This window comes from Sorangium sp. So ce128, from assembly GCF_051525245.1.
In the GTDB taxonomy this organism is placed as follows: domain Bacteria; phylum Myxococcota_A; class Polyangia; order Polyangiales; family Polyangiaceae; genus Sorangium; species Sorangium cellulosum_B.
This window is the reverse complement of sequence record NZ_CP150313.1, coordinates 4,849,474-4,870,931: the sequence shown is the minus strand read 5'-3', so window position 1 is coordinate 4,870,931 and position 21,458 is coordinate 4,849,474. Positions and strand designations below refer to the sequence as shown.

The window sequence follows — 21,458 nt, the reverse complement described above, 5'->3', positions numbered from 1 at the left end:
GAACGGCCATGAAGCTCGATGTCAACGGCGTTGTTCGTGACGTGGATGCCAGTCCGGAGATGCCCCTGCTCTGGGTGCTCCGTGATCTGCTGGGATTGACCGGCACAAAATACGGCTGTGGCATGGCCCAGTGCGGCGCCTGCACGGTCCACCTCGACGGCAAACCCGCGCGTTCGTGCGTCCTGCCGGTGTCGAGCGTCGGCACGCGCAAGGTGACGACGATCGAGGGCCTGTCGCCCGACGGGTCGCACGCGGTGCAGCAGGCGTGGGCGCAGGCCGACGTCGTCCAGTGCGGCTACTGCCAGTCCGGGCAGATCATGACCGCGGTCGCCTTGCTCGAACAGAAGCCCGATCCGAGCGACGCCGACATCGATGCCGCGCTGTCCGGCAACGTGTGTCGCTGCGGGACGTACGTTCGTGTCCGCGAAGCGGTGATTCTCGCGTCGAGGCTCAAGCGAGGTGGCAAGTGACCGTCTCCCGGCGTGACTTCTTGCAAGCGGCCGCGGGCTCGGCGGCCGGGCTCCTGATCAGCTTCTACGTCCCGCAGGGGGTCCGCGCCGCGCCGAAGGCGGCGCAGCCGCCGCCGCTCTCGCCGAACGCGTTCGTCCGCGTCGGGACCGACGAGTCCGTGACCGTGGTGCTCGCGCACTCCGAGATGGGCCAGGGCATCTGGACCGGGCTCGCGATGCTGATCGCCGAGGAGCTCGAGTGCGACTGGTCGAAGGTGCGGTCGGAGCACGCGCCGGCCGCGCCGGTCTACGGCCATCCGGTGTTGCAGTTCCAGATGACCGGGGGGTCGTCGACGACGAACAGCGAGTTCGAGCGGTACCGCACCGTCGGCGCGATGGCGAGGGACATGCTGCTGCGGGCGGCGGCCGCCCGGTGGAAGGTCTCGCCCGCGGCGTGCACCGCCGCGAACGGCGTCGTCACCCACGGCAAGGACAAGCTGACCTATGGCCAGCTCGCCGAGGAGGCGATGAAGCTGGCCCCGCCGGCGAAGGTGAAGCTGAAGGACCCCAAGGACTGGAAGCTGATCGGCACCCTCGTGCGCCGCATCGACACGCCGGAAAAAATCACGGGCAAGGCGCAGTTCGGGCTCGACGTGCACTTCCCCGGGCTCCGCACCGCCGTGGTGCTGCGCCCGCCGGCGTTCGGCGCCAAGCTCGTCAAGTTCGACCCGGCCGACGCCCTCAAGGTGCCCGGCGTCGAGAAGGTCGTCCCCACCGCCAACGGCGTCGCCGTCGTCGCCGCGCATTTCTGGGCCGCCAAGCTCGGGCGCGACGCGCTCCGCGCCGAGTGGGCGCAGCCCGAGGGAGGCGGGGCCGACAGCGCCAAGCTGCTCGCCGAGTTCCACGCGAAGGCGCGGACGCCCGGCGCCGTCGCCGCCAACGTCGGCAAGGTGGAAGAGGCGCTCGCCGCCGCCAAATCCCGGCTCGAGGCGGAGTACGACGTGCCTTACCTGGCGCACGCGCCGATGGAGCCGCTCAACTGCACGGTCAAGATCGACGGCGATCGCTGCGAGATCTGGACCGGCACGCAGTTCCAGACCGGCGACCAGATGGCCGCGGCGAAGATCCTCGGCACGACGCCCGACAAGGTCCAGATCCACACGACGTTCCTCGGCGGCGGCTTCGGGCGGCGCGCCAGCCCCGTGGCGGATTTCGTCGGGGAGGCCGTGATCGTCGCGAAGGCCGCCGGCGTGCCGGTGAAGGTCGTGTGGACGCGCGAGGACGACATGCGCGGCGGCTTTTACCGCCCCGCCTACGTCCACCGGATCCAGGTCGGCGTCGACGCGCGCGGCCTGCCGTCGGCGTGGGATCACGTGGTCGTGGGCCAGTCGATCGTCGCCGGCACGCCGCTCGAGTCGTTCGTCACGAGGAACGGCGTCGACTCCACCTCGGTGGAGGGGATCGCCGAGTCGCCCTATATCGAGCGGACGCCCGCGCTCCGCGTGTCGCTGCACTCGCCGAGGACGCCGGTCACCGTGCTGTGGTGGCGCTCGGTCGGCAACACCCACACCGCCTTCGCGGTGGAGAGCATGGTGGACGAGCTGGCGCACGCCGCAGGGCAGGATCCGCTCGCGTACCGCCTCGAGCTGCTCAAGGACAAGCCGCGGCACGCGAACGCGCTGAAGGTCGCCGCCGAGAAGGCCGGCTGGGGCACCGCGCCCGCCCCGGGTCGGGCGCGGGGGCTCGCGATGCATGAGTCGTTCGGATCCATCATCGCCGAGGTGGCCGAGGTCTCGATCGAGAAGGGGCGCATCCGCGTCCACTCGGTCACCTGCAGCGTCGATTGCGGTACGGCGGTGAACCCGCTCGGCATCGAGGCGCAGATCCAGGGCAGCGTCGCCTTCGGCCTCACGGCCGCGCTCTACGGCAAGATCAACATCGCCGAGGGGAAGGTCCAGGAGAGCAACTTCCACGACTATCCCATGCTCCGGATGTTCGACATGCCGCGCATCGCCGTCCATCTCATCCCGAGCAAGGCCAAGATGGGCGGCATCGGGGAGCCCGCCACCGCGCCGATCGCGCCTGCCGTGGCGAACGCAGTGTTCGCGCTGACCAAGCAGCGGCTGCGCTCCCTTCCGTTTCGCCTCGCCTAGGAACTGACCATGATCCGATCCTCTCTTGTCCTCGCCTCTCTCCTCGCCGCGTGCGGGGGACAGACGCCCGGGGTCTCGCCCGCGCCCTCGCCGTCGCCGGTCAGCCGCGAGACCGCCCTCGCCGCGTTCGAGACCGTGCGCGGCGTCCTCCAGCACCCGCGCTGCCAGAACTGTCACCCCGCCGGCGACGTGCCGCTCCAGGGCGATGAGGGCCGCCTGCACACGCAGTTCGTGCTCCGCGGACCCACGGGCCACGGCATGCCAGGCGCGGAGTGCACGACGTGTCACGGGCCGACCAACCCGCCGAACAGCTTTGGCACGCACGTGCCGCCGGGCGTCTCGAAGGGCTGGCACATGCCGCCGCCCGAGATGCCGATGGTGTTCGTCGGTGTCGCCCCGGGCGCCTTGTGCGAGCAGATCAAGGATCCGAAGCGCAATGGCGGCAAGGACATGGCGGCGTTGCGCGTCCACCTCGAGGATCCGCTCGTGACCTGGGGCTGGAACCCTGGCGCTGGCCGCACGCCCATCCCGACGCCCTACGCCGAGTTCGTCGCTGCATGGGAGACATGGGCCCGCGCCGGCGCGCCCTGCCCTGGTGGATGATCGACGGTCACGCGCTTCGCCGTCAGGCAGCGCCTGCTCTATGATGCGGCGCATGGGGTCGTGTCCCGCCTCGACATCGGGTCCGTGTCGGAGCGCCGGCGGCGCGTGGCCGGCTCTCCTGCAGCTCCTCCTGCTCGCCGCGCTCGGCGGATGCAGCGTCGAGGAGCGCCGCTTCGTCGACCGCGGCGGTGGCGGCGGCGCTGGCGGAATGGGTGGCGCGGGCGAGACGAGCAGCGACGCCACGTCGACCAGCGACGCCGCCTCGAGCACCGGTTCCGGCGGCAGCTGCACGGGGCCATCGGACTGCCCTGCCCCGCCGGAGCCCTGCCAGGTCCCGGCGTGCGTCGCCGGAAAGTGCGGCACGGCGCCGCTGCCGGAAGGGACCGAGATCGCGCCGAAGACGGGCGACTGCCAGCGCCTCCTCTGCGATGGGCGCGGCGCGCAGGTCGCCGTCGCCGCCGATGAGCCGGAGGATGATCACAACCCGTGCACGTCGGACACCTGCGTGGGGACGACGCCCAAGCACGCGCCGCAGCCAGGGTCCTGCCCCACGGGACGCTGCGACGACGCGGGCAACTGCGTGCCGACCGAGTGCTCGCGGGACGCCGAGTGCGGCACCTCGACGGAATGCAACCGATTCACCTGCAATGACGGCCTCTGCGCGGCGCAGCCCGCGCCAGCAGGCACCTTGTGCAACTCCCTGCAAGATCAGTGCGACGGCGCCGGCAGGTGCGTCGACTGCGTGAACAGCGGCGGGTGCGGCGAATGCTGCACCTGCTCCGCAGCTGGCGTGTGCGTCCCGGCATAAGGCGCTCCTGAAGGCCGCGCCCCGGCCCAGATCAGCGTCGGCGGCGGCGCCTGTCTCGGTCCATCCTCGGCGGCCGGAGGACACGCGGTGAGCCTTGGCCCTGACGCCCCTGCCGACGCGAGCGGGCGTCAGTCGACGCTGACGCTGGTCACGGCGGTCCAGTCGTTGCGGCCGTCGGCCGAGACGAAGTGGAAGCGGAGCGTGTCCTCGTGGCGAGCGGTCGAGACGACGGCCGCGCAGGCGCCGACGAAGTCGTCCTCGCGGCAGGTGTCGCGGAGATCGCCGCCGTCGTCGAGCACGCCGACGCGGACCGGGGCCGCGTTCTCCCGCAGGTACGGGGCAGCGATGAGCTCGGCCGGGGCCAGCGGTGCGGGGACGGGCGCGTCGAGGTCCCAGAGGCGAAGGTGCTTTGCGTCGGTGAGGTGGGTGTAGAGCCGCTCCACTTCCTTGCCGGCGTCCTCCTCGACGGCGAGGGCGAGAAGCAGGACGCGGTCGTCCTCGCGGGCGCGAGCGCGGGCCTTGAACGAGAGCGGCGCGCGCAGCGTGACGACGGCGGGGAAGCGGCCCTCCGGCGGGCGGAAGCGGACCAGGGTGCGGCCCAGCGGACGAGGAGGCGTGAGCCCCGCCGGGCCGCTCGGGTCATGGGGAAAGAGGAGGTACGCGGCGAGGAGGAGGACAGGCTCTGGCGCGCCGCGGAGGAGGCCGTCATGGCCGGAGGCGAGCTCGAGCGCGGTGATGTCGAGGCGAAGGCGGAACGAGCGCACGCGCCTCGCGTGCGGCGCGGCGACCGCAGGCGACGCGGGAGACGCCGGGCGAGGAGCGGAGGACGCGCCGCCCTTGCGAGACCTGCCTTTGCGCTTTCGGGCCATCGGGGAGCCGGGAGATACCACGACCGGCGGCGCTCGGGCGATCGGCCCGCGCGCGGCGACGGCGGCGCCGACGGCGCCGCTACCGGCCGGCCGGGTCCTGGCAGTAGAACGCCTTCAGCTGCTCGTAGAGCTCCGGGTGCTTCGCCCTGAGCTTCCGTGGCTTCTCGAAGAAGGCCTCGGTGACGACGGCGAAGAACTCGGCCGGGTTCGTCGCGCCGTACGGGTCGATGACCGTGCGCTTGAGGCTCGCCTCGTCGCGGAGGAGGCGCTCGTACTCGCGGCCGAGGATGCGCGCCCACGCCGCGTACATCGAGCGCTCGGGCAGCTCGGGCGCGCCGTCGGCGGGGCCCTCCTCCTGGTCGAGCTGGTGCGCGAACTCGTGGAGCACGAGGTTGTGACCGTCGCTCATGTCCGCCGCGCCCGCGAGCACGCCGTCCCACGCGAGCACGACCGACCCCCGCGACCACGACTCTCCGAGCCGCGCGTGATCGCCCTCGACGACGACGCCGCCCTCCCGCACCTCCCGGCCGCGGGCCACGTAGGTGCTCGGGTAAACGAGGACGACCTCGAGCTCAGGGTAGTAGTCCGTCTCGCGGTGCAAGAGGAGGAGGCACGCCTGCGCCGCCACCGTGACCCGGATCTCGTCGGTGATCTCCAGGCCGCCGCACCCCTCGAACGGCTTCTCGTCCAGAAAGACCTGGATATGCCCGAGGAGCTCCTGCTGGTCCTCGGCCGGAAGGCGGCCGAAGCAGGGCACGTTCCGGTCGAGGATCTCGCGCCACGCGGGCGGAAAGGGCTCACGGCGGACGGCGTCGCGCCGCCGCTTCCTGAGAAAGGCCAGCATCGACGACCACCTTACCCGCTCGCGTGGCGCTGTCGGAAGGGCGGTGAGCGGTATTCGCGGAGTGCTCATGCCGCAACACCGGATCGCCACTGACTGCCGCCATGGGAGCAATCCGAGCCCGCTCACCTTCATGGGTGATCGTCGCCGCCGGCCGGTTCAGGCGCTGGGAGCTATCGACGCGAGCGTCGAGCCGGACAGAGCGCAAGCTACGGCCGGCCGTGGCGTTCGGACGCGGAGGCGCTCGGCCCCCCTGGGCCGGCCGCTCTCCGTGCGAGCCTGCCCGGAACGCCGCTTGACGCCGCCGCCCCTCGCAGAAACCCTGGCTCCTCCTCCGTGACCCCGCGCCCCGCGACCCAGCCGGCCACGGTCTTCGCGCAGGCGCTCGGCATCGCGGTCGTGACCGCCTCGCAGCGCGACGGCATCGCGCCGGCCGAGGTGTGTGCGCGGGTCGGCGTCGACCCCGCGGTGCTCGGCCGCCCCGACGCGCGGGTGACGCACGACGAGCTCTGCCGCGCGTGGGCCGCGTTCTCGGCTGCGGACGAGTCGTTCGGCCTGCGCGCCGCGGTGCTCGTCGACGCCGCGCCTCAGTCGCTCGTCGAGTACACGTTCGCGAGCGCGGGCGACGTGCGCGGCGCGGTGCGGGCGTTCCTGCGCTTCCAGCGGCTCATCCACGACGCCGCCGCGCACACGTTCGAGGAGGGGCCGGCCCACGTGACGTTCCGCTTCGCGCTCGCGCCCGGCCACACGGCCCCGAGCGCGGTGTGGGACTACCTCGCGGCGACCACCGTCCTGCGCTTCCGGCGCGCCGCGACGCCCCCCCGCGAGCCCACGGTCGTCCGCCTCGTGCGCCCGCCGCCCGCGGACGGCGCGCTCGCGCGCAGCGTCTTCCGCGCGCCCATCCGCTACGGTGAGCCGCGCGCCGAGGTCGAGTACCCGAGGGCGCTCCTCGACGCGCGGATGAGCACCACCGACCCGATGCTCTACGCGCTCCTCGCCCAGCAGCTCGAGCGCGCGCTCGGCCTGCCCGCGGGCGAGCACCGCGTGCTGCCGCGCGCCGAGGAGGACGTGCTCGCGCGCGTGCGGCGCGAGCTGCGCACGGCGATCCCGCAGGGCGAGGCCACGCTCGACCACGTCGCGCGCGCCGTCGGCCAGAGCGCGCGCAGCCTCCAGCGCCGGCTGTCCGAGCGCGGGACGAGCTTCCAGGCGATCGTCGACGACGCGCGGCGCGCGATGGCCGAGGAGCTCCTCGCGGCGCACCGCGCGACCGTGACCGAGGCGGCGTTCGCGGTCGGGTTCACCGACGTCGCCGCGTTCACCCGCGCGTTCAAGCGCTGGAACGGCGTGCCGCCCGGCGCGTGGTCTCGCCGCCGCTGAGTTGCTCCGGCGTGGGCGCGTCGAGCGACCCCCGGCGGCGCAGGCCCCGAACCACCGCGACCGCCGACGTTCCCCTCGAGACGCCCGTGACCACGGACACGACGGTAAATTTTTCCTACCCCTCTACACAACGCTTCGATAAGACCTTACACAGCCGCCGCGGCGGCTGCCCGGCGCGAAGCGCCCGCATCGAGCGTCACGTGCTCGTGCTAGGATGCGCCCGCCCGCCAAGAAAGGTCCATGATGTGGCTCGATCGGGTCATCAAATCGCTCTTACCTCGTGAAGAGCACTTCTTCGACTTGCTCGAGCGGGGCGCCGACTGCGCGCTGCAGAGCGCCAACGTCCTCTCGGAGTGCTGCAGCGCCCGGAGCGCCAGCGAGAGGCAAGCCCTGGTCTCGCGGATCACCGACGTCGAGCACGCCGCCGACGCGGTGATCCGCGACGTCTACGACGCTCTCAACAAGACGTTTGTCACGCCGCTCGATCGCTCCGACATCTACGCCCTGGCGACCGACCTCGAGAACGTCTCGGATCGCGTCCACTCCACGATGATGCGGGTCGTGGTCCACGCCATGGAGGATCTCCCGCCGGCGAGCCAGGAGCTCGCCGCCAAGATCCTGGAAGGATGTAGCGAGATCAACAGCGCCGTCAAGCTGCTCCGTGGGATGAAGCGGGTGTCGGAGATATACCGGCATTGCAAGGCCATCGCCAAGCTTGAGCACGACGGCGATCAGATATTCCGCTCGGCGATCGTCGAGCTCTTCAACACCGAGAAGGACGCCATCCACCTCATCAAGCACAAGGAGTTCCTCGAGGGGCTCGAGAACACGCTCGACGCCTGCGATGACGTCGCCAACGCGCTGGAGGCGCTGGTGATCAAGAACGCCTGAGGGGCGCGCCATGAACACTCTCCTCGTCACGCTGACCCTCGTGATCGTGGTCGCGCTCGTCTTCGACTACATCAACGGCTTCCACGACACGGCCAACGCCATCGCCACGGTGGTGAGCACCGGAGTCCTCCCCATCCGCACCGCCGTGCTGCTCGCGGCGCTGTTCAATTTCGGGGGCGCGCTCACCGGCACGGCGGTGGCGAGCACCATCGGGAAAGGGCTCATCGTCCCTTCGGCGGTGACCCAGGTGGTGGTGCTCAGCGCCCTCGTCGGCGCGATCTTCTGGAACCTCTTCACCTGGTATTTCGGTATCCCATCGTCGTCGTCTCACGCCCTCGTGGGCGGGCTCGTGGGCGCGGGCGCCGGGCGTGCGGGCACCGCGGCCGTGCAGGGGGCGGGGCTCTTGAAGGTGGTCAAGAGCCTGATCATCAGCCCCGTCGTGGGCTTCGCGATCTCCTTCCTCGGGATGATCGCCATCTTCTGGCTCGTCCGGCGCACCCGGCCGGCGGTGGTCAATCGGCGCTTCCGGATCCTGCAGATGGTCTCCGCGGGCTTCATGGCGCTCTCGCACGGGAGCAACGACGCCCAGAAGACCATGGGCATCATCACCATGGCGCTGGTCGCGTACGGCGCGATCCCCGCGGGCCACGGCGACTTCCATGTGCCGCTCTGGGTGGTCTTCGCCTGCGCGACGGCCATGGCCCTCGGCACGGCGGCGGGCGGGGTGCGGATCATCAAGACCATGGGCACCAAGATCATCGACCTCAAGCCGATTCATGGCTTCGCGGCCGAGACCAGCGCGGCGGCGACCATCTTGACCTCATCGTTCCTGGGGATGCCGGTGTCGACGACACACGTGATCACCGGCTGCATCATGGGCGCGGGCGCGAGCCAGCGGGTGAGCGCGGTGCGCTGGGGCGTGACCACGCGCATCCTCTGGGCGTGGGTGCTCACGATCCCGGTGAGCGCCGTCGTGGCCTGGGCCTGCTATCTCGGGCTCTCGTCGATCCTCGGCGGTTGAGCGTCGCCGCGCCGCGCCGCGCCGCGCCGCGCCGCGCCGCGCCGCGCCGCGCCGCGCCGCGCCGCGCCGCGCCGCGCCGCCATCGCTGACCGCTGACCGCTGACCGCTGACCGCTGACCGCTGACCGCTGACCGCTGACCGCCGACCGCTTCCCAAGGAGGCCTCCGTGCACCGTCGCCATGCGCTCTGGATCCTGATGCTCTGCCTGGCTCCCCTGCTCGCCGCGTGCGGGCACCCCTGGAAGACCATGCGTGAAGCCGTGCCGAACCCGTTTTACGGCCAGGGGCGCTTCGGGGTCGTCCCGATCGTCTTCTACGGCCTCCAGGTCGGCGACGGCTCCGAGGCCGAGTGGATGGCGGAGAAGGACGCCGAGCAGCAGCAGAGCTGGCAGGAGGACAAAGCGGCGATGAACGAGGAGTTCACGGAGGCGCTGATCGCGACGGCGGCGTCGGAGGGCGTCGCCATCGTCAGGGCGAGGAGCGCTGCCGACGCGCCGTTCTTCCTCCGCGCGAACGTGACGTTCTACGAGCCCGGCATCTTCGCGGTCGTGCTCAACAAGAACACGCGCCTCAAGGCGATGGTGCAGCTCACCGATCCGGCCGGGGGCGTGTTCGACGAGTTCTTGATCGACACCGCGGTGCCAGCCTCGTTGACCAACCCATCGAGCGGAGGGCGCGCGCGGACCGCGGCGAGCCAGCTCGGGAAGCTCGCCGCGAGGTACATCATCCATCGCGTCCAGGGCGAGGACTGAGCGCCGCGGGGCGCGGTCAGCGCGCGATCTGCGCGAGCGTCGCCTCGGCCGACGGCGCGGCGAGCCCCAGCTCCGTGGCTCCGTAGCGCGCGAGCGCCCGGCGGTCTGCCGGCGAGAGCGGCCGCGCGCGGACCGCCTTCGCCGCCGCGGCGGCGCCCTCACCGCAGGACGCCGGCACGCTCGATCCGTAGCGCAGCGCCCGGTGCGTCCGGATCATCGCGAGCACGTCGAGCGACGCGCCCGCGTAGTGCGCCACCTGATCGAGCAGGAACGTCGCCAGGGGCCGCGGCACGGGCACGCTGTCGAGAGCGTCGGTCAGGCGGAGCTCGTAGACGACACGCTGCTTCGACGGCAGGAACGTGGTCCGGTCGAACGTCGCGTCGCACGACAGGAAGATCTGCGACGTCGGGACCAGCACGCGGACGGACGGGGCCACGTCCCACGCGGCGATCGTGTGGTTCCACGTCGGCCAGAAGAGCCCGACCCCGCGGACGTCGAGCCGGCGCGCGAGCCCGGCGAAGAGCGCCGAGAGCTCGTCGCACTCCGCCGTCGCCGAGGGCCCTGCCGACGACGCGAGCGGGGGGCTCTGCCTCCACGCGGCCCAGATGTGCCAGGCGGTCGGGTTGCGATCGGTGATGCTCCAGCGCAGCCGGAACGGACCGCCGTCGCGCGTCATCTCGAAGAGCGTCCGGACGCGCACGTAGTCGCGGACCCGCCCCGCGCCGCACTCGAGCCCGTGCTCCGCGCAGAAGCGCTCGGCGTCGGGGCGCCGCGCGTCGGCGGCGCACGCGTCGATGCGCTCGCCGAGGCGGGCGGCGAAGTCGCGCATCGGCAGCGCGTCCGGGAGCGCCTGGCTCTCGGTGGCGGCGCAGGTCTCGGCGCGCGCGGGGGCAGCGGGCGCGGTCAGCGCCGCGGCCAGCGCGAGCGCGAGCAGGGGATGCGGTCCGGGGGGCGAGCGGCGGTTCGGCATCCCCCTTCATCGCGCGGCGGCGACAGAGTGTGACCGGATGCGGTCACGGCCGGGCGCCCGCCCTCGGCGCGTGCTCCGCCGTCGCGGCGCCGCGGCGCACGCTTCCCGGCGGCACGCCGAACGCCCGTTTGAACGCCCTGTAGAACGCCGCCTCGGACCCGTAGCCGACGCGCCGCGCGATGTCCGAGAGGGGCTCCGACGTCTGCTGGAGGTGCGCGCGGGCGAGCTGCATCCGCGACTCGGCCAGGTAATGCATCGCGGGCTCGCCGACCAGCTCGGTGAACCGCGCCGCGAACGCCGAGCGGGACATGCGCGCCTCGCGGGCGAGCGACACGAGGCTCCACGGGCGCTCCGGCGAGCGGTGCATCGCGGACAGCGCGCGCCCCACGTGCTCGTCCCGCATGGCGGCGAGCCAGTCGCGGCCCGCTTCGGGCGACGAGCCGAGCCACGACCGGATGGCCTGGACGACGAGGACATCGGCGAGCCGGGTCATGATCGTCTCCCCGCCCGGGCGGAGGGTGAGGGCCTCACGGGAGATGAGGCGCAGGGTGCTGTGGATCCAGCCGGTGTCCTCGTCGTCCCACGCGTCGATGTGCAAGACCCGGGGGAGCTGCGCGACGAGGCGCCGGGCGACGACGTGATCGAAGCGCATCGCGGCGTACGTGACGTGCGTGACCTCGCCGCCTCCGCCGTGGCGCATGATCTCGTATCGTTCGCTGATCTGCTCGACAGGGATCTCGAACAGCGGCGCCGTGCGCGCGCGGGCGCTGCTGCGAAAGCGGTGCGGCGTACCGTGCGGGATCAGCGTGAGGCTTCCCTGCTGGAGGCGCATCGGCGGCGCCCCGTCGACCTCGAGCCAGCAGTGCCCCGCGGTGATCACCTGGAGCGTCATCAACCCTTCCAGCGAGGGCACGTCGATGCCCCACGGCGCGGAGAGCTCGGCGCGACAGTAGAGGGTGCCCGTCAGCCGCAACAGGTGCAGCGACTCTCCGAGCGGGTCCGGGGCAGGAACGACGCTGCGAGGGCTCGCCACGCGCCACAGCGTGCCCGAGCTTCGACCCTACGTCCAACGATCGTGGACGAACGGCAAGTAATGATGGACATTCGATGATTGATCGTCCCTTCAGAACGCCGCACGTTGGATGCACCATCCAGCAAGGAGCACCATGCCCGATCGTGCACGCCCCATCCTCGTCATCGGCTCGACAGGTACGACCGGTCGGCGGACCGCGCCCGGCGTCGCGACGAGCCCCGTCGCGAGGCGAACAGCGAACCTGCAGGCCCCGCGGCTCGTGACGGCGACGCTGTTCGTCGCCGGCCTGGTGCTCCTCGGGATCGGCGGCGCGTCGCTCGTCGCGCCCGTCGCCTTCCATGCGGGCAGCGGGATCTCGCTCGGCGAGAGCAGCAGCCTGCTCAGCGAGGCACGGGCCGCAGGTGGCTCCCTCCTGGGCGTCGGCGCGGTGATCCTGCTCGGCGCCTTCGTCTCACGGCTGGCGTTCACCGCGAGCGTGCTCGGCGCGGTGATGTACGTCTCCTACGGCCTCTCACGCCTGCTCAGCATGGCCGTGGACGGGATGCCGGCGCAGGAGCTCGTGCTGGCGACCGCCGTGGAGCTGATTCTCGGCCTCCTGTGTGTCGCGGCGCTCGTCGCGCATCGCCGGCACGCGGGCGGCGTCCGCCGGGCGCGACCGGCCGCCCTCACTCGATGGTCGACGCCGTGACCATGATCGGCGTGTCATCGTGATTCGAGATCTGCGGATAGGTCGGGTACCACGACCCGCCGATGTTGCTGGTGATCACCGACCGGTCGATGACGATGTTTCCGGTGTGATCGTTGCTCACGAAGAAAATGGCGCTCCCGTGGGCGTTCACCTCGTTTCGCTCGATCCGGGTCCCGCAGAGCGTGAGCGTCATCGTGGTGCCGTCGTTGTAGATGGCCCCGCCGCTGCCGCCGCCCGGCGTCCCGGCCATCGCGGGGTTGCCGCCGTTGCCGAGCGCGCGGTTGTGGGAGAACAGGCTGTTGATGACCGTCCAGGAGACGCCGATGCTGCTGATGCCGCCGCCGTTCGCGCACTCGTTCCCGTAGCCTTCGGCGCCGCCGAAGGTGCTGTTCACCACGTGGAGCGGAAGGCCGTTGTACTGCATGAACGCCCGGATCCCGGCGCCGCCGATGTCGGGGCCGGTCGGATCACACGTGTTGTTGAAGAAGCGTGAGTTGACGACCTTCAGGCGCCCGCCTTGCGCGAAGATGGCTCCGCCGCCCTCGTCGTCATCGTTCGTCGAGTTGCCCCCGAAGAAGGTGAGGTTCTGGACCGTCAGGCGCGGGTGGTCCTGGTTGTCGCAGTTCGGCGTCGTCCAGACCTGCGCCTCGTCGCAGGTGTTCATGTAGAGGATCCGCCGCTGCCCGCCGCCGCTCAAGGTCACGAGCCCGCCGCCGTCGATCACGATCTCGGGGCCAGTATCGTTGAAGATCTTCGCCGTCTCCTCGAGGGTGATGGTGATCGGCTCCGGGCCGCAGTCGAATGTGATGATGCCGCCGGCCGCGACGGCGCTGACGACAGCCTCCGAGGTGCAGCTCTCCGGCGTCCCGTCGCCGATCACCGTCGTCGGTGACGACGTGTCGGCGGCCTGGGCCTCGGCCGGAACAGCGCAGCTCCCCTCCGGGTTGCCTGCCGCGGGGCCATCGCCCTCATGCACCGGAAGCTCCGGGGTCGAGCCGCCCGAGCCGGCTCCCGAGGAGCTCGTCGCTCCGGCGCCCCCCCCACGCTGGTCGTCCCCGCAGGCCACAACCACGGTCGCCATCGACAAGCACAAGATCAGTCCCAGCGATCGCCGCATCACGCCCTCCTCGATCCGAAAGGTTATGCTCAGCGGCGTGGACACCTCTCGGGCCGCTCGCTCCTCGCGTGGCCAGTCGCCAGCATCATCGCAGAGTACCTCCGTCCTGCGGCGGTCCGCTCATCGATCCCACGGCGACCGAAGAGCCCATGGCACACCCGCGACACGGATGTCCCTCGAGATCAGCCACTGCGCCCTGTGCAGATCCCCTGAAGACGGCCGCAAACCGAGGCGGAAGCCGTGGAGCTCCGCCGCGCGGTAAGCGATGTGCAGCCCGAGCCCCTGCCCTTGATCCAGGCGCCGAGGCCGCCTGTGCGCGGCCCACGACGCCAGGCGAGCCCGACCTGGCCCGCTTGCCCCCTCTGGCGCGGCCATGCAGACTGGTCCGCGCGCCATGTTCGAGCTGAACGATCAACAGATCGAGCGCTTCATCGCCGATGGATTCGTCCGGATCGACGCCGCGTTCCCGCGGGTCCTCGCCGACGAGGGCCGCGCCATCCTGTGGCGTGACACCGGGATGGATCCGCACGATCCGAAGACCTGGACGAAGCCGGTCGTTCGACTCGGGCTGTACGGCCAGCGGCCGTTCGCCGAGGCGGTGAACACGCCGGTGCTGCGGGCCGCGTTCGATCGGCTGGTCGGTCGCGGGCGCTGGCAACCGCTGAACACGCTGGGCACCTTCCCCGTGCGCTTCCCGTCTCCCGACGATCCAGGGGATGCCGGCTGGCACGTCGACGTGAGCTTCGGCACCGAGAACCCCGACTTCATGTCATGGCGCGTGAACGTCGCGTCGCGCGGCCGCGCGCTGCTCATGCTGTTCCTCTTCTCGGATGTCGGCGAATCCGACGCGCCGACGCGCATCCGGGCGGGGTCCCATCTGGACATCGCGCGGCAGCTCGAGCCGGCAGGCGAGCCGGGGCTGACGTTGCGTGAGCTGGCCGCGAACGGCTTCGCCGAGACGGCCCACCGTCCGCAGGTCCTCGCGACCGGCGAGGCGGGAACGGTTTACCTGTGCCACCCGTTCCTGGTCCACGCAGCGCAGCCGCACCGCGGCACGCGCCCGCGCTTCCTGGCCCAGCCGCCCCTGCTCCCGACCGAACCGCTGCGGCTCGATCGCGAAGACGGCGAGAGCTCACCCGTCGAGCAAGCCATCCGCGCGGCGCTGCGCGGCGATCTGTGAGCATCGGACACGCCTCGACACACCGGCCGCGCGCGTCGAATCACCGTCAACCCGCGGCGGCGCGCGCCCCGCGCGCGCGCCGCACCCGATCGACCGCGACGGCGATCACGATGATCGCGCCCGTCGCGATCTCCTGCACCCAGCTCGGCAACCCGAGGTGGACGCCGCCGGTCCGGATGACCGTGATGAGCAGCGCCCCGATCACGCTCCCCGCGACGCTCCCCTCGCCGCCCGAGAGCGGCGCGCCGCCGATGACCACCGCCGCGATGACCTCGAGCTCCAAACCGATCGAGTCGGTCGGGTCGCCCACCGTCAGCGTCGAGAACTCCATCACCCCCGCGACGCCGGCGAGGAGGCTCGACAGCGTGTACACCGCGATCTTCACGCGCCCCGTGTCGATGCCGCACAGGCGCGCCGCGGCCTCGTTGCTGCCGACCGCGAACACGTGCCGCCCGAAGCGCGTGAACATGAGCACGGCGAAGACCAGGATCGCCAGCGCCGCCGTCATCCACAGCCCGGGCGCGGTGAGGTCGGACGACAGCAGCGCGTCGAGACCGCGCGGATCCGCGTCGATCTTCTGCTCGGACGCGAGCCCCTTCGCCGCGCCGCGCAGCGCGCTCATCGTGCCCAGCGTCACGACGAAGGGCACCATCCGCGCCCGCCCCACGAGCGTCCCTACGAGGGCGCCCACGAGGCCCGCCGCCGCCGCAGCGACGAGCGCCGCCGGGAGCGCCGGCACCCCCGCGCGCAGGAGCTTCGCGAGGACGACCGTCGTGAACGCGACGAGCGAGCCCGTGGAGAGGTCGATCCCGCCGGTCGCGATGACGAGCGTCATGCCGACGGCGCAGATGGCGACCACCACCGTCTGCCGCGCCATCGTGAGCAGGTTCTGGCTGCGCAGGAACGTGTCGGGCGTCAGCGCCGCGAAGAGCGCGTAGACGAGCAGCAGCGCGACGAGCGGCCCCACCCACGGCGGACGCTTCTTCACGAGGATGCCTCCAGGAGCAGCGACGCCTCGGTCCATGACGACGCGGGCCGCGGCGGGTCGAGGGTCCCCCGGCGGAGGACCGCGATGCGATCGCAGGTCGTGACGAGCTCGTCGAGCTGGCTCGACACGAGCACGATCGCCTTGCCGGCGCGCGCCAGATCCCGGAGCAGCGCCAGCACCTGCGCCTTGCTCGCCACGTCGATGCCGCGCGTCGGCTCGTCGACGAGGAGCACATCGAAGTCCTCGCGGAGCAGCCGCGCGATCTGGACCTTCTGCTGATTGCCGCCCGAGAGCTCGCCGGCGCGCTGCTCCGGCCCACGTGCGCGGATCGCGAGCTCCTCGATCCAGCGCGCGCCCTCCGAGAGGACCGATCTCGGCCTGGCGAAGCGCGGGGCGCGCGGCGAGAGCCAGACGTTCTCGGCGAGCGAGCGGCCGAGCATCAACCCTTCCCCGCCGCGATCCTCGCTCAGCAGGCCGATCCCGCGAGGAGCGCGCAGCGCGACCGTCCCGCCGCGCCTGGGATCGAGCCCCGCGAGGATGCGGAGGAGCTCCGTCCGCCCCGAGCCCACGAGGCCGGCGATGCCAAGGATCTCCCCCCGGCGCAGCGTCAGCGACGCGCGCTTCGGCCGCTTCACGCCGGAGACGCCCTCGGCCTCGAGCACCACCTCGCCGCCGTCCGGGCGCGCCGCCTCGGGTACGGCGCTCGCGCGCGAGTCGGCGTTCGCGCGCGTGTCATCGAGCGCGCGGCCCAGCATCTCTCGGACGATCTGCGCCGGCTCGATCTCGCGCGGATCGCCCTCTCCCGCGACGCGGCCGTCGCGGAGCACCGTGTAGCGATCGGCGTGCGCGCGCACGTCCGAGAGGAAGTGGGTCACGAGCAGCACCGCGAGGCCGGCGTCTCGCAGGGCGCCGACGCGCTCGAACAGGCGCGCGGCGTCCGACTGGCCCAGGCTCGATGTCGGCTCGTCGAGGACGAGGAGCCGCGCCGCGAGCCGCCCGTCCTCGCGGAGGCCGCCCTGCGCGAGCGCCCGCGCGATCTCGACGAGCTGCTGATCGGCGACGCCGAGCTCCCCGGCCCGCGCGTCGAGCGGCACGCGGCCCGGATCGGCGGTGACGAGCGCGATCGCCGCCCGCGCCACGGCGCGCGCGCGCGAGCGGTCCCGGATCCCGAGCCGCGCGCGCGCGAGCGGCTCGATCCCGAGCATCACGTTGTCGACGACCGTGAGGTGGGCGCAGAGCGTCCGCTCCTGCGGCACGAGGACGACGCCCGCGCGGCGCGCCTCCTCGGCCGACGCCGGCGCGTACCGCGCCCCTCCGAGCAGGATCGCGCCCGCGTCAGCGCGCTCCATGCCGAGCAGGACGCGCGCCAGCGTGCTCTTGCCCGCGCCGTTCTCGCCGAGGAGCGCGTGGATGCTCGCGGGCGCGACGAGCAGCGAGACGTCGCGCAGCACCGGGTTCGGGCCGAACGCCTTCGCGAGGCCGGTCACCTCGAGGAGGGGCGCGCGCTCTCCACCCACGGGCCGCTCACTCCCCGAGCCACCTGGCGAGGTCGGGTCTCACGATCTCCTGCACCGCCGGGTCGTCGAGGTCCTGCCTCGTGACGACGCGCGAGCCCGTGTCGATGCGCGCCTCGACCTTCTCTCCGTGGAGGTGCGCCACCATCGTCTTGACCGCGACGTACCCCATGTTGAACGGGTTCTGCACGACGAGCGCCTCGATGTCGCCCTCGCGCAGCGCGCCGAGGAGCTTCTCCGACGCGTCGAAGCCGACGAACTTCACCTTCCTCGCGACGTTCGTCTTGCGGAGCGCCTGAAGCATCCCGAACGTCGTCGACTCGTTCGGCGTGAAGACCCCGGCGATGGCCCCTTCCGCCGCCCTCTGCGCGAGCAGCAGGCTCTCGCTCTTGTGGAACGCGGACTCGGTGGTAGCGCCGCCATACTGGTTCTCGCTCGCGACCGTGACGCCGGCCATCGCGCGGACCGCGTCGAGGAACCCCTTCTCGCGGTGCTGCGTGCTCGCCGAGCCCTCCTGGTAACGGAGCACGACGACCTTGCCGTTCCCGCCGATCGCCTTGCCGAGGTGCTCACCGGCGAGCCTCCCGGCCGCCTCGTTGTCGGTCGCGACGAAGCTCACGTGATCGTCGCTGGCGAGATCGGAGTCGAACACGACCACCGGGATCTTCGCCTGCCTCGCCGCCCGCACCGGCGCCCTCAGCGCCGTGGCGTCGAGCGGCGCGAGCACGATGCCGGACACGCCCTGCGCGACGAAGCTCGAGACGACATCGACCTGCGCCTTGAGGTCGTCCTCCCGGAGCGGCCCTTTCCACACGATGTCGACGTCGAGCTCGCGCGAGGCCTTCACCGCGCCTGCGTGCACGCTCTTCCAGAACTCGTGTGTCGTCCCCTTCGGCACGACAGCGATGCGGAGGCGCGCGCCGCCCGTCGCGCCCGCGCCCGCATCCGTCGACGTCGTCGCCGATGACGACGTCTTGGAGCACGCGGCGAGGACGGCAATCGCGAACGCGCACACGACGACATGGACGCTCATGGGCGCGAGAGGATAGTCGACGGATCGCGGCCACGCTCGCGCGGGCGAGCATGTCGTCGGCGGAGTTCCGTCCGACAAGCACCATGGGAGTTCTCGGCTGCGTCCGGCGCAGGCGAGCTCATCCCGGCGCGACGCTCGCCTGCAGCTCGTCATTCACCCGGGTCGAACCGGCGAGCGGGCGCGCGCATCGACCCGGGTCGGACGGCGCCGCTCAGTCAGCTCGGCGGCGCCGCCTTCGCCTCAGAGGCCGAAGAGCTCCTGGAGAAACACGCCGCCCTTCCCTGCCCCTGCGTGCGTGAAGAACAGGCGCCCCGCCTCGAAATCGCCCCCCTCCGCGACCCACTCGGCCGCGTGGGCGCGTAGCCGGGCGACGGCGTGCGGCGGGAACGCGAACGGCGAGCGCGAGCGGTAGACGAACGTGGCGTCGTAGTCGACAGGATAGCTGGTGAGCGTCAGGTAAAACCACCCTTTCCGCTCGAACACGAACGGCGACTCGGTATAACCGCTGTTGCGCATCGCCGTCTCCGGCCCGAGCGTGAGCGCCATGGCCGGCGGGCTCCAGTGGAAGAGATCCAGCGACGTGCGGTAGGCGACGCCGCTCAGGGGCGACTCGATCGACGCGCAGCGCGTATAGTACACCACCCACAGATCGCCGAGCCGGGCGAGCATCGGATCGCGGGCGACGCAGATGTCCTCGAAGAGCGTCCCTCCCTCGCGGCTCCAGGTGAAACCGTCGCGCGAGCGCGCGATCCGGAAGCCGGATCGGTCGGGGTCGTGCGTGCCCACGTGAAAGATCATGACCAGGCTGCCGTCCCGGTCCTGGACCATGTGCGGGGCCCAGATCCAGCGCTCGTCGGAGAGGGCGCGAATGGAGAAGCGCTCCGGAGCCAGCGTGAGGCTCGGTGAGACGGATTCCATCCAGCTCACCGGCCCAGGTCCTGGCGAGGTGGCGAGGACGAACTCGCGCTCGGTGTCCGGTCGATAGGGCTCGCGGTGAAAGATCCCGGTGAGGATCCAGCGACCGTCGGCGAGCTGGATCATCGAGTGATCGTTCACATAGAACGGCCCCCCGAGGAGGCTCTTCGTATCGAAGATCTTCACCGCGGGCCCCTGCGTGAGCTGAGGCGCGGGAGGTCCGGAGAAGAACCGCAGCGTGTAACCCCGCTCGCTCCACGGCGCCGGGGAGCCTGTCGCGTCGATCTCGAGGACCGGGCGCTCGCCTGCGCCGCACTGTTCGGGGAGGAGGTCTATCCACAGCGCGTCCTCGGCGAGCGACCGGACGGGGTTCGCCTGCATCTCGTGGAGCACGCCGACCTCCCGCCCATCGAGCCTCACGCGCGCCGTCTGGGGGGCGTTCGCCGCGGAGTACGCGCGGAGCAGCAGCAGGCCGCGCGCATCGGACGGGCACGCGACCTCGATCCGGGTGATCCCGCGGCCCTCGCTGGACCAGGATCGCCGCCGGAGCTCCAGCCGCTCGGCGTCGACGGCCGAATGCACGAGCCGCCGCCGCCCGGACGCACGGACCTTCTGCTCACCGATCACCTGATGTTCCGGGAATGCGTAAGAGAGGCCCAGCGAGCGCACCCGCAGCGGTGTGTAGGCGCCGGTCGGCCCGGCCTCCATGCCGAAGCGCAGACCGGAGCGGCTCACGATGGGATCGGCCACGTGAAGGCGGTACAGGGAATGGACGAACGTGGCGTTCTTCCATCCATCCTCGGGATCGACGACGAGGAAGCGGAGCAGCCCGCTGAAGGCGTTATGGTGCGCGCCCAGGAAATAGAAGCCTCCATTGAAATAGTCCTCGGTGCCGGTCCCTATCTGCAGCGGGTGCGACATTCCGTCGGTCCGGATCATCTCGTCGCCCTCGAGGTACGTCCGATCGTTCGGTCGGCCGCCGCTGATCTCCTCGAGAAGCGCGACGAACTGGAGCGGCTCATCGCTCTCGAAGAGGGGCATCGTCGTCTCGCGTCCGGGGGCCATCTGATCGCGGTATTGCGCGATCAGCCGCACGCCTCGGCGGGCGGGCGCGAGGTCGACGGCCGCCTCGACACCCGCGATCTCCTGCCCGGGCGCGGCCTCGAGCGAGAGCACCTCGCCTTCGGCCAGCGGGATCGGCAGGCGCGTCGCGAGCCTGCCCGCCCCTGCGGCGTCGGGCGTCCAGGCGGCGTGCAGCGCGCTCCTGAAGGTGGTCCATCCGCCGTCAGCGTCGGTGCCCGAGCTGGCGAGGCCGAAGAAGAACGACGCTGGTATGGGCGGCTGTCCGCCGATCCTCACCGACAGGTCGTTCAAGCTCCCCGCCGGGATGTGAACGTCGACCCCTGATACGGTCGCGGGGCCAGTCGCCAGGACGAGCGGCGCGCTGGCGCTCAGGCTCTCCCGGCGCGGCGGGGCAAGCAGGGTGGCTGTCCAGTCCTCCGTCATGAATCGCGACAGCTCCTCGGGCGTCGGTCCCGACGCGGCCCCGGGGCCCTCGCGGTACGTGATCTGGTAATAGATGGGAACGCCCCGGAAGAGGACCTTGGCCTCGCTCGACCAGGCGAAGGGGACGTAGCTGGTATACGCGCCCGAGCTCGCGTCCACGTCGAGCACGAGAGGTGATCTCCAGGGGCCCCTGCCCCCGAAGAAATCGCCGGGCGACCCGCGGAACGCTGTGTGTCCGTCGATCTCGATCCAGATCTCCTGGTCCGGCCTCTCGAGCTCCGCGCGGGGGGCGGTCATCCAGATGCGCGCGATTCTCCCCTCCCCGCGGGCATGGAACAGGACCCGGTGGTCCCCCTCGAGCGCGACCCCCGGGCGATATCCATCATCGTTGCCCCCTGCAGGGTCATGCGTGGTCACGCTCCGTGTCATCCACCCGGGATGAAAGGAGAGGAGATCCTCCAGCACCGGCGTGATCGACGCGGCGCCCGGCGCGATGGCGAGGGACGCGCCGAGGAGATGGCGGGCCGCGCTCGAGACAAGTCGGTCCAGGAGCGCGCGTGCGCCGCGCCCGTCGAGACTTCCGGCGTTCATGATCGAAACCTAATGGCGCGAACGACGCCAGGGGAGCGGGCTCGGCGAGGCACCACGCTTGCACCGCCGCGAAGCGAGGACATGCGCGACGCACCGATCGCGCACTCGATGGGGGTAATTCATGCGCACCCGCCGCGATCGACGCCCTGTCGAAGGCTCG

Annotated in this window: 19 protein-coding genes; 10 read left to right on the top strand and 9 right to left on the bottom strand. The window is 71.6% G+C overall.

Features of this window, described 5'->3' with window-relative positions; translation table 11 throughout:
• Window positions 1-8: 8 nt before the first annotated feature.
• Genes WME82_RS18535 through WME82_RS18520 form a run of 4 tightly spaced genes read left to right on the top strand, consistent with a single transcriptional unit; the run spans window position 9 to window position 4,013 of the window.
• The gene (locus tag WME82_RS18535) at window positions 9-470 is read left to right on the top strand and encodes a (2Fe-2S)-binding protein (protein WP_437993937.1); all 462 of its coding nucleotides are present in this window, start codon (window positions 9-11) and stop codon (window positions 468-470) included.
• On the top strand, window positions 467-2,602 hold the full coding sequence (locus tag WME82_RS18530) for a molybdopterin cofactor-binding domain-containing protein (RefSeq protein WP_438043912.1): 2,136 nt from the start codon (window positions 467-469) through the stop codon (window positions 2,600-2,602). The genes WME82_RS18535 and WME82_RS18530 overlap by 4 nt, the downstream gene beginning before the upstream one ends.
• Before the next feature lie 9 nt (window positions 2,603-2,611).
• Window positions 2,612-3,205, top strand: a complete 594-nt coding sequence (locus WME82_RS18525) for a hypothetical protein (RefSeq protein WP_437872698.1) — start codon at window positions 2,612-2,614, stop codon at window positions 3,203-3,205.
• A 52-nt stretch (window positions 3,206-3,257) separates the two neighbouring features.
• Window positions 3,258-4,013, top strand: coding sequence for a hypothetical protein (locus tag WME82_RS18520; RefSeq protein ID WP_438043911.1), 756 nt, complete (start codon window positions 3,258-3,260; stop codon window positions 4,011-4,013).
• A gap of 128 nt (window positions 4,014-4,141) precedes the next feature.
• On the opposite strand, the gene WME82_RS18515 is transcribed toward WME82_RS18520, so the two are convergent.
• Window positions 4,142-4,777, bottom strand: coding sequence for a hypothetical protein (locus WME82_RS18515; RefSeq protein ID WP_438043910.1), 636 nt, complete (start codon window positions 4,775-4,777; stop codon window positions 4,142-4,144).
• A 184-nt stretch (window positions 4,778-4,961) separates the two neighbouring features.
• Entirely contained in the window at window positions 4,962-5,726 is a 765-nt protein-coding gene (locus WME82_RS18510) for a zinc-dependent peptidase (protein WP_437553398.1), read from the bottom strand.
• 333 nt (window positions 5,727-6,059) lie between these two features.
• Here WME82_RS18510 and WME82_RS18505 point away from each other — a divergent pair, with 333 nt between their 5' ends.
• From WME82_RS18505 to WME82_RS18490, 4 genes are all read left to right on the top strand, one after another.
• Complete coding sequence (locus WME82_RS18505; protein ID WP_437872694.1) at window positions 6,060-7,100, top strand: AraC family transcriptional regulator; 1,041 nt, start codon at window positions 6,060-6,062, stop codon at window positions 7,098-7,100.
• A gap of 240 nt (window positions 7,101-7,340) precedes the next feature.
• Window positions 7,341-7,991, top strand: coding sequence for a DUF47 domain-containing protein (locus WME82_RS18500; protein ID WP_437746802.1), 651 nt, complete (start codon window positions 7,341-7,343; stop codon window positions 7,989-7,991).
• 10 nt (window positions 7,992-8,001) lie between these two features.
• Window positions 8,002-9,012 (top strand): anion permease, encoded by a 1,011-nt coding sequence (locus WME82_RS18495; RefSeq protein ID WP_438043909.1) that lies wholly within the window; start codon window positions 8,002-8,004, stop codon window positions 9,010-9,012.
• Between the two features lie 166 nt (window positions 9,013-9,178).
• Window positions 9,179-9,763: a hypothetical protein gene (locus WME82_RS18490; RefSeq protein ID WP_437872692.1), complete on the top strand. Its 585-nt coding sequence runs from the start codon at window positions 9,179-9,181 to the stop codon at window positions 9,761-9,763.
• 16 nt (window positions 9,764-9,779) lie between these two features.
• Here the strand turns inward: WME82_RS18490 and WME82_RS18485 are convergent, their stop codons facing one another.
• Window positions 9,780-10,733 carry a hypothetical protein gene (locus WME82_RS18485; protein ID WP_438043908.1) on the bottom strand — a complete coding sequence of 318 codons (954 nt, stop codon included), beginning with the start codon at window positions 10,731-10,733 and terminating at the stop codon, window positions 9,780-9,782.
• 43 nt (window positions 10,734-10,776) lie between these two features.
• Complete coding sequence (locus tag WME82_RS18480) at window positions 10,777-11,766, bottom strand: cupin domain-containing protein (protein ID WP_438043907.1); 990 nt, start codon at window positions 11,764-11,766, stop codon at window positions 10,777-10,779.
• 133 nt (window positions 11,767-11,899) lie between these two features.
• Here WME82_RS18480 and WME82_RS18475 point away from each other — a divergent pair, with 133 nt between their 5' ends.
• Window positions 11,900-12,454 carry a DUF4345 domain-containing protein gene (locus WME82_RS18475; protein ID WP_438043906.1) on the top strand — a complete coding sequence of 185 codons (555 nt, stop codon included), beginning with the start codon at window positions 11,900-11,902 and terminating at the stop codon, window positions 12,452-12,454.
• On the opposite strand, the gene WME82_RS18470 is transcribed toward WME82_RS18475, so the two are convergent.
• Window positions 12,432-13,535: a hypothetical protein gene (locus tag WME82_RS18470; protein WP_438043905.1), complete on the bottom strand. Its 1,104-nt coding sequence runs from the start codon at window positions 13,533-13,535 to the stop codon at window positions 12,432-12,434. The genes WME82_RS18475 and WME82_RS18470 overlap by 23 nt on opposite strands.
• Window positions 13,536-13,944: 409 nt before the next feature.
• Here WME82_RS18470 and WME82_RS18465 point away from each other — a divergent pair, with 409 nt between their 5' ends.
• Window positions 13,945-14,751, top strand: coding sequence for a phytanoyl-CoA dioxygenase family protein (locus WME82_RS18465; protein WP_438043904.1), 807 nt, complete (start codon window positions 13,945-13,947; stop codon window positions 14,749-14,751).
• Window positions 14,752-14,797: 46 nt separating this feature from the next.
• Here the strand turns inward: WME82_RS18465 and WME82_RS18460 are convergent, their stop codons facing one another.
• The 4 genes from WME82_RS18460 to WME82_RS18445 all read right to left on the bottom strand — a co-directional run bounded on the left by WME82_RS18460 (window position 14,798) and on the right by WME82_RS18445 (window position 21,298).
• Window positions 14,798-15,739 (bottom strand): ABC transporter permease, encoded by a 942-nt coding sequence (locus WME82_RS18460; RefSeq protein ID WP_438043903.1) that lies wholly within the window; start codon window positions 15,737-15,739, stop codon window positions 14,798-14,800.
• Window positions 15,736-17,256 carry a sugar ABC transporter ATP-binding protein gene (locus tag WME82_RS18455; RefSeq protein ID WP_438043902.1) on the bottom strand — a complete coding sequence of 507 codons (1,521 nt, stop codon included), beginning with the start codon at window positions 17,254-17,256 and terminating at the stop codon, window positions 15,736-15,738. The genes WME82_RS18460 and WME82_RS18455 overlap by 4 nt, the downstream gene beginning before the upstream one ends.
• Before the next feature lie 7 nt (window positions 17,257-17,263).
• The gene (locus tag WME82_RS18450) at window positions 17,264-18,286 is read right to left on the bottom strand and encodes an ABC transporter substrate-binding protein (RefSeq protein WP_438043901.1); all 1,023 of its coding nucleotides are present in this window, start codon (window positions 18,284-18,286) and stop codon (window positions 17,264-17,266) included.
• A 240-nt stretch (window positions 18,287-18,526) separates the two neighbouring features.
• Complete coding sequence (locus WME82_RS18445; RefSeq protein ID WP_438043900.1) at window positions 18,527-21,298, bottom strand: DUF2961 domain-containing protein; 2,772 nt, start codon at window positions 21,296-21,298, stop codon at window positions 18,527-18,529.
• Window positions 21,299-21,458: the final 160 nt, after the last annotated feature.

Excerpts from the sequence above, each read along its gene's own strand:
- WME82_RS18535 (WP_437993937.1), top strand. The coding sequence starts at position 9 with ATGAAGCTCGATGTCAACGGCGTTGTTCGTGACGTGGATGCCAGTCCG.
- WME82_RS18525 (WP_437872698.1), top strand. The coding sequence starts at position 2,612 with ATGATCCGATCCTCTCTTGTCCTCGCCTCTCTCCTCGCCGCGTGCGGG.
- WME82_RS18520 (WP_438043911.1), top strand. The coding sequence starts at position 3,258 with ATGGGGTCGTGTCCCGCCTCGACATCGGGTCCGTGTCGGAGCGCCGGC.
- WME82_RS18510 (WP_437553398.1), bottom strand. The coding sequence starts at position 5,726 with ATGCTGGCCTTTCTCAGGAAGCGGCGGCGCGACGCCGTCCGCCGTGAG.
- WME82_RS18500 (WP_437746802.1), top strand. The coding sequence starts at position 7,341 with ATGATGTGGCTCGATCGGGTCATCAAATCGCTCTTACCTCGTGAAGAG.
- WME82_RS18495 (WP_438043909.1), top strand. The coding sequence starts at position 8,002 with ATGAACACTCTCCTCGTCACGCTGACCCTCGTGATCGTGGTCGCGCTC.
- WME82_RS18485 (WP_438043908.1), bottom strand. The coding sequence starts at position 10,733 with ATGCCGAACCGCCGCTCGCCCCCCGGACCGCATCCCCTGCTCGCGCTC.
- WME82_RS18475 (WP_438043906.1), top strand. The coding sequence starts at position 11,900 with ATGCCCGATCGTGCACGCCCCATCCTCGTCATCGGCTCGACAGGTACG.
- WME82_RS18470 (WP_438043905.1), bottom strand. The coding sequence starts at position 13,535 with ATGGCGACCGTGGTTGTGGCCTGCGGGGACGACCAGCGTGGGGGGGGC.
- WME82_RS18465 (WP_438043904.1), top strand. The coding sequence starts at position 13,945 with ATGCAGACTGGTCCGCGCGCCATGTTCGAGCTGAACGATCAACAGATC.
- WME82_RS18450 (WP_438043901.1), bottom strand. The coding sequence starts at position 18,286 with ATGAGCGTCCATGTCGTCGTGTGCGCGTTCGCGATTGCCGTCCTCGCC.
- WME82_RS18445 (WP_438043900.1), bottom strand. The coding sequence starts at position 21,298 with ATGAACGCCGGAAGTCTCGACGGGCGCGGCGCACGCGCGCTCCTGGAC.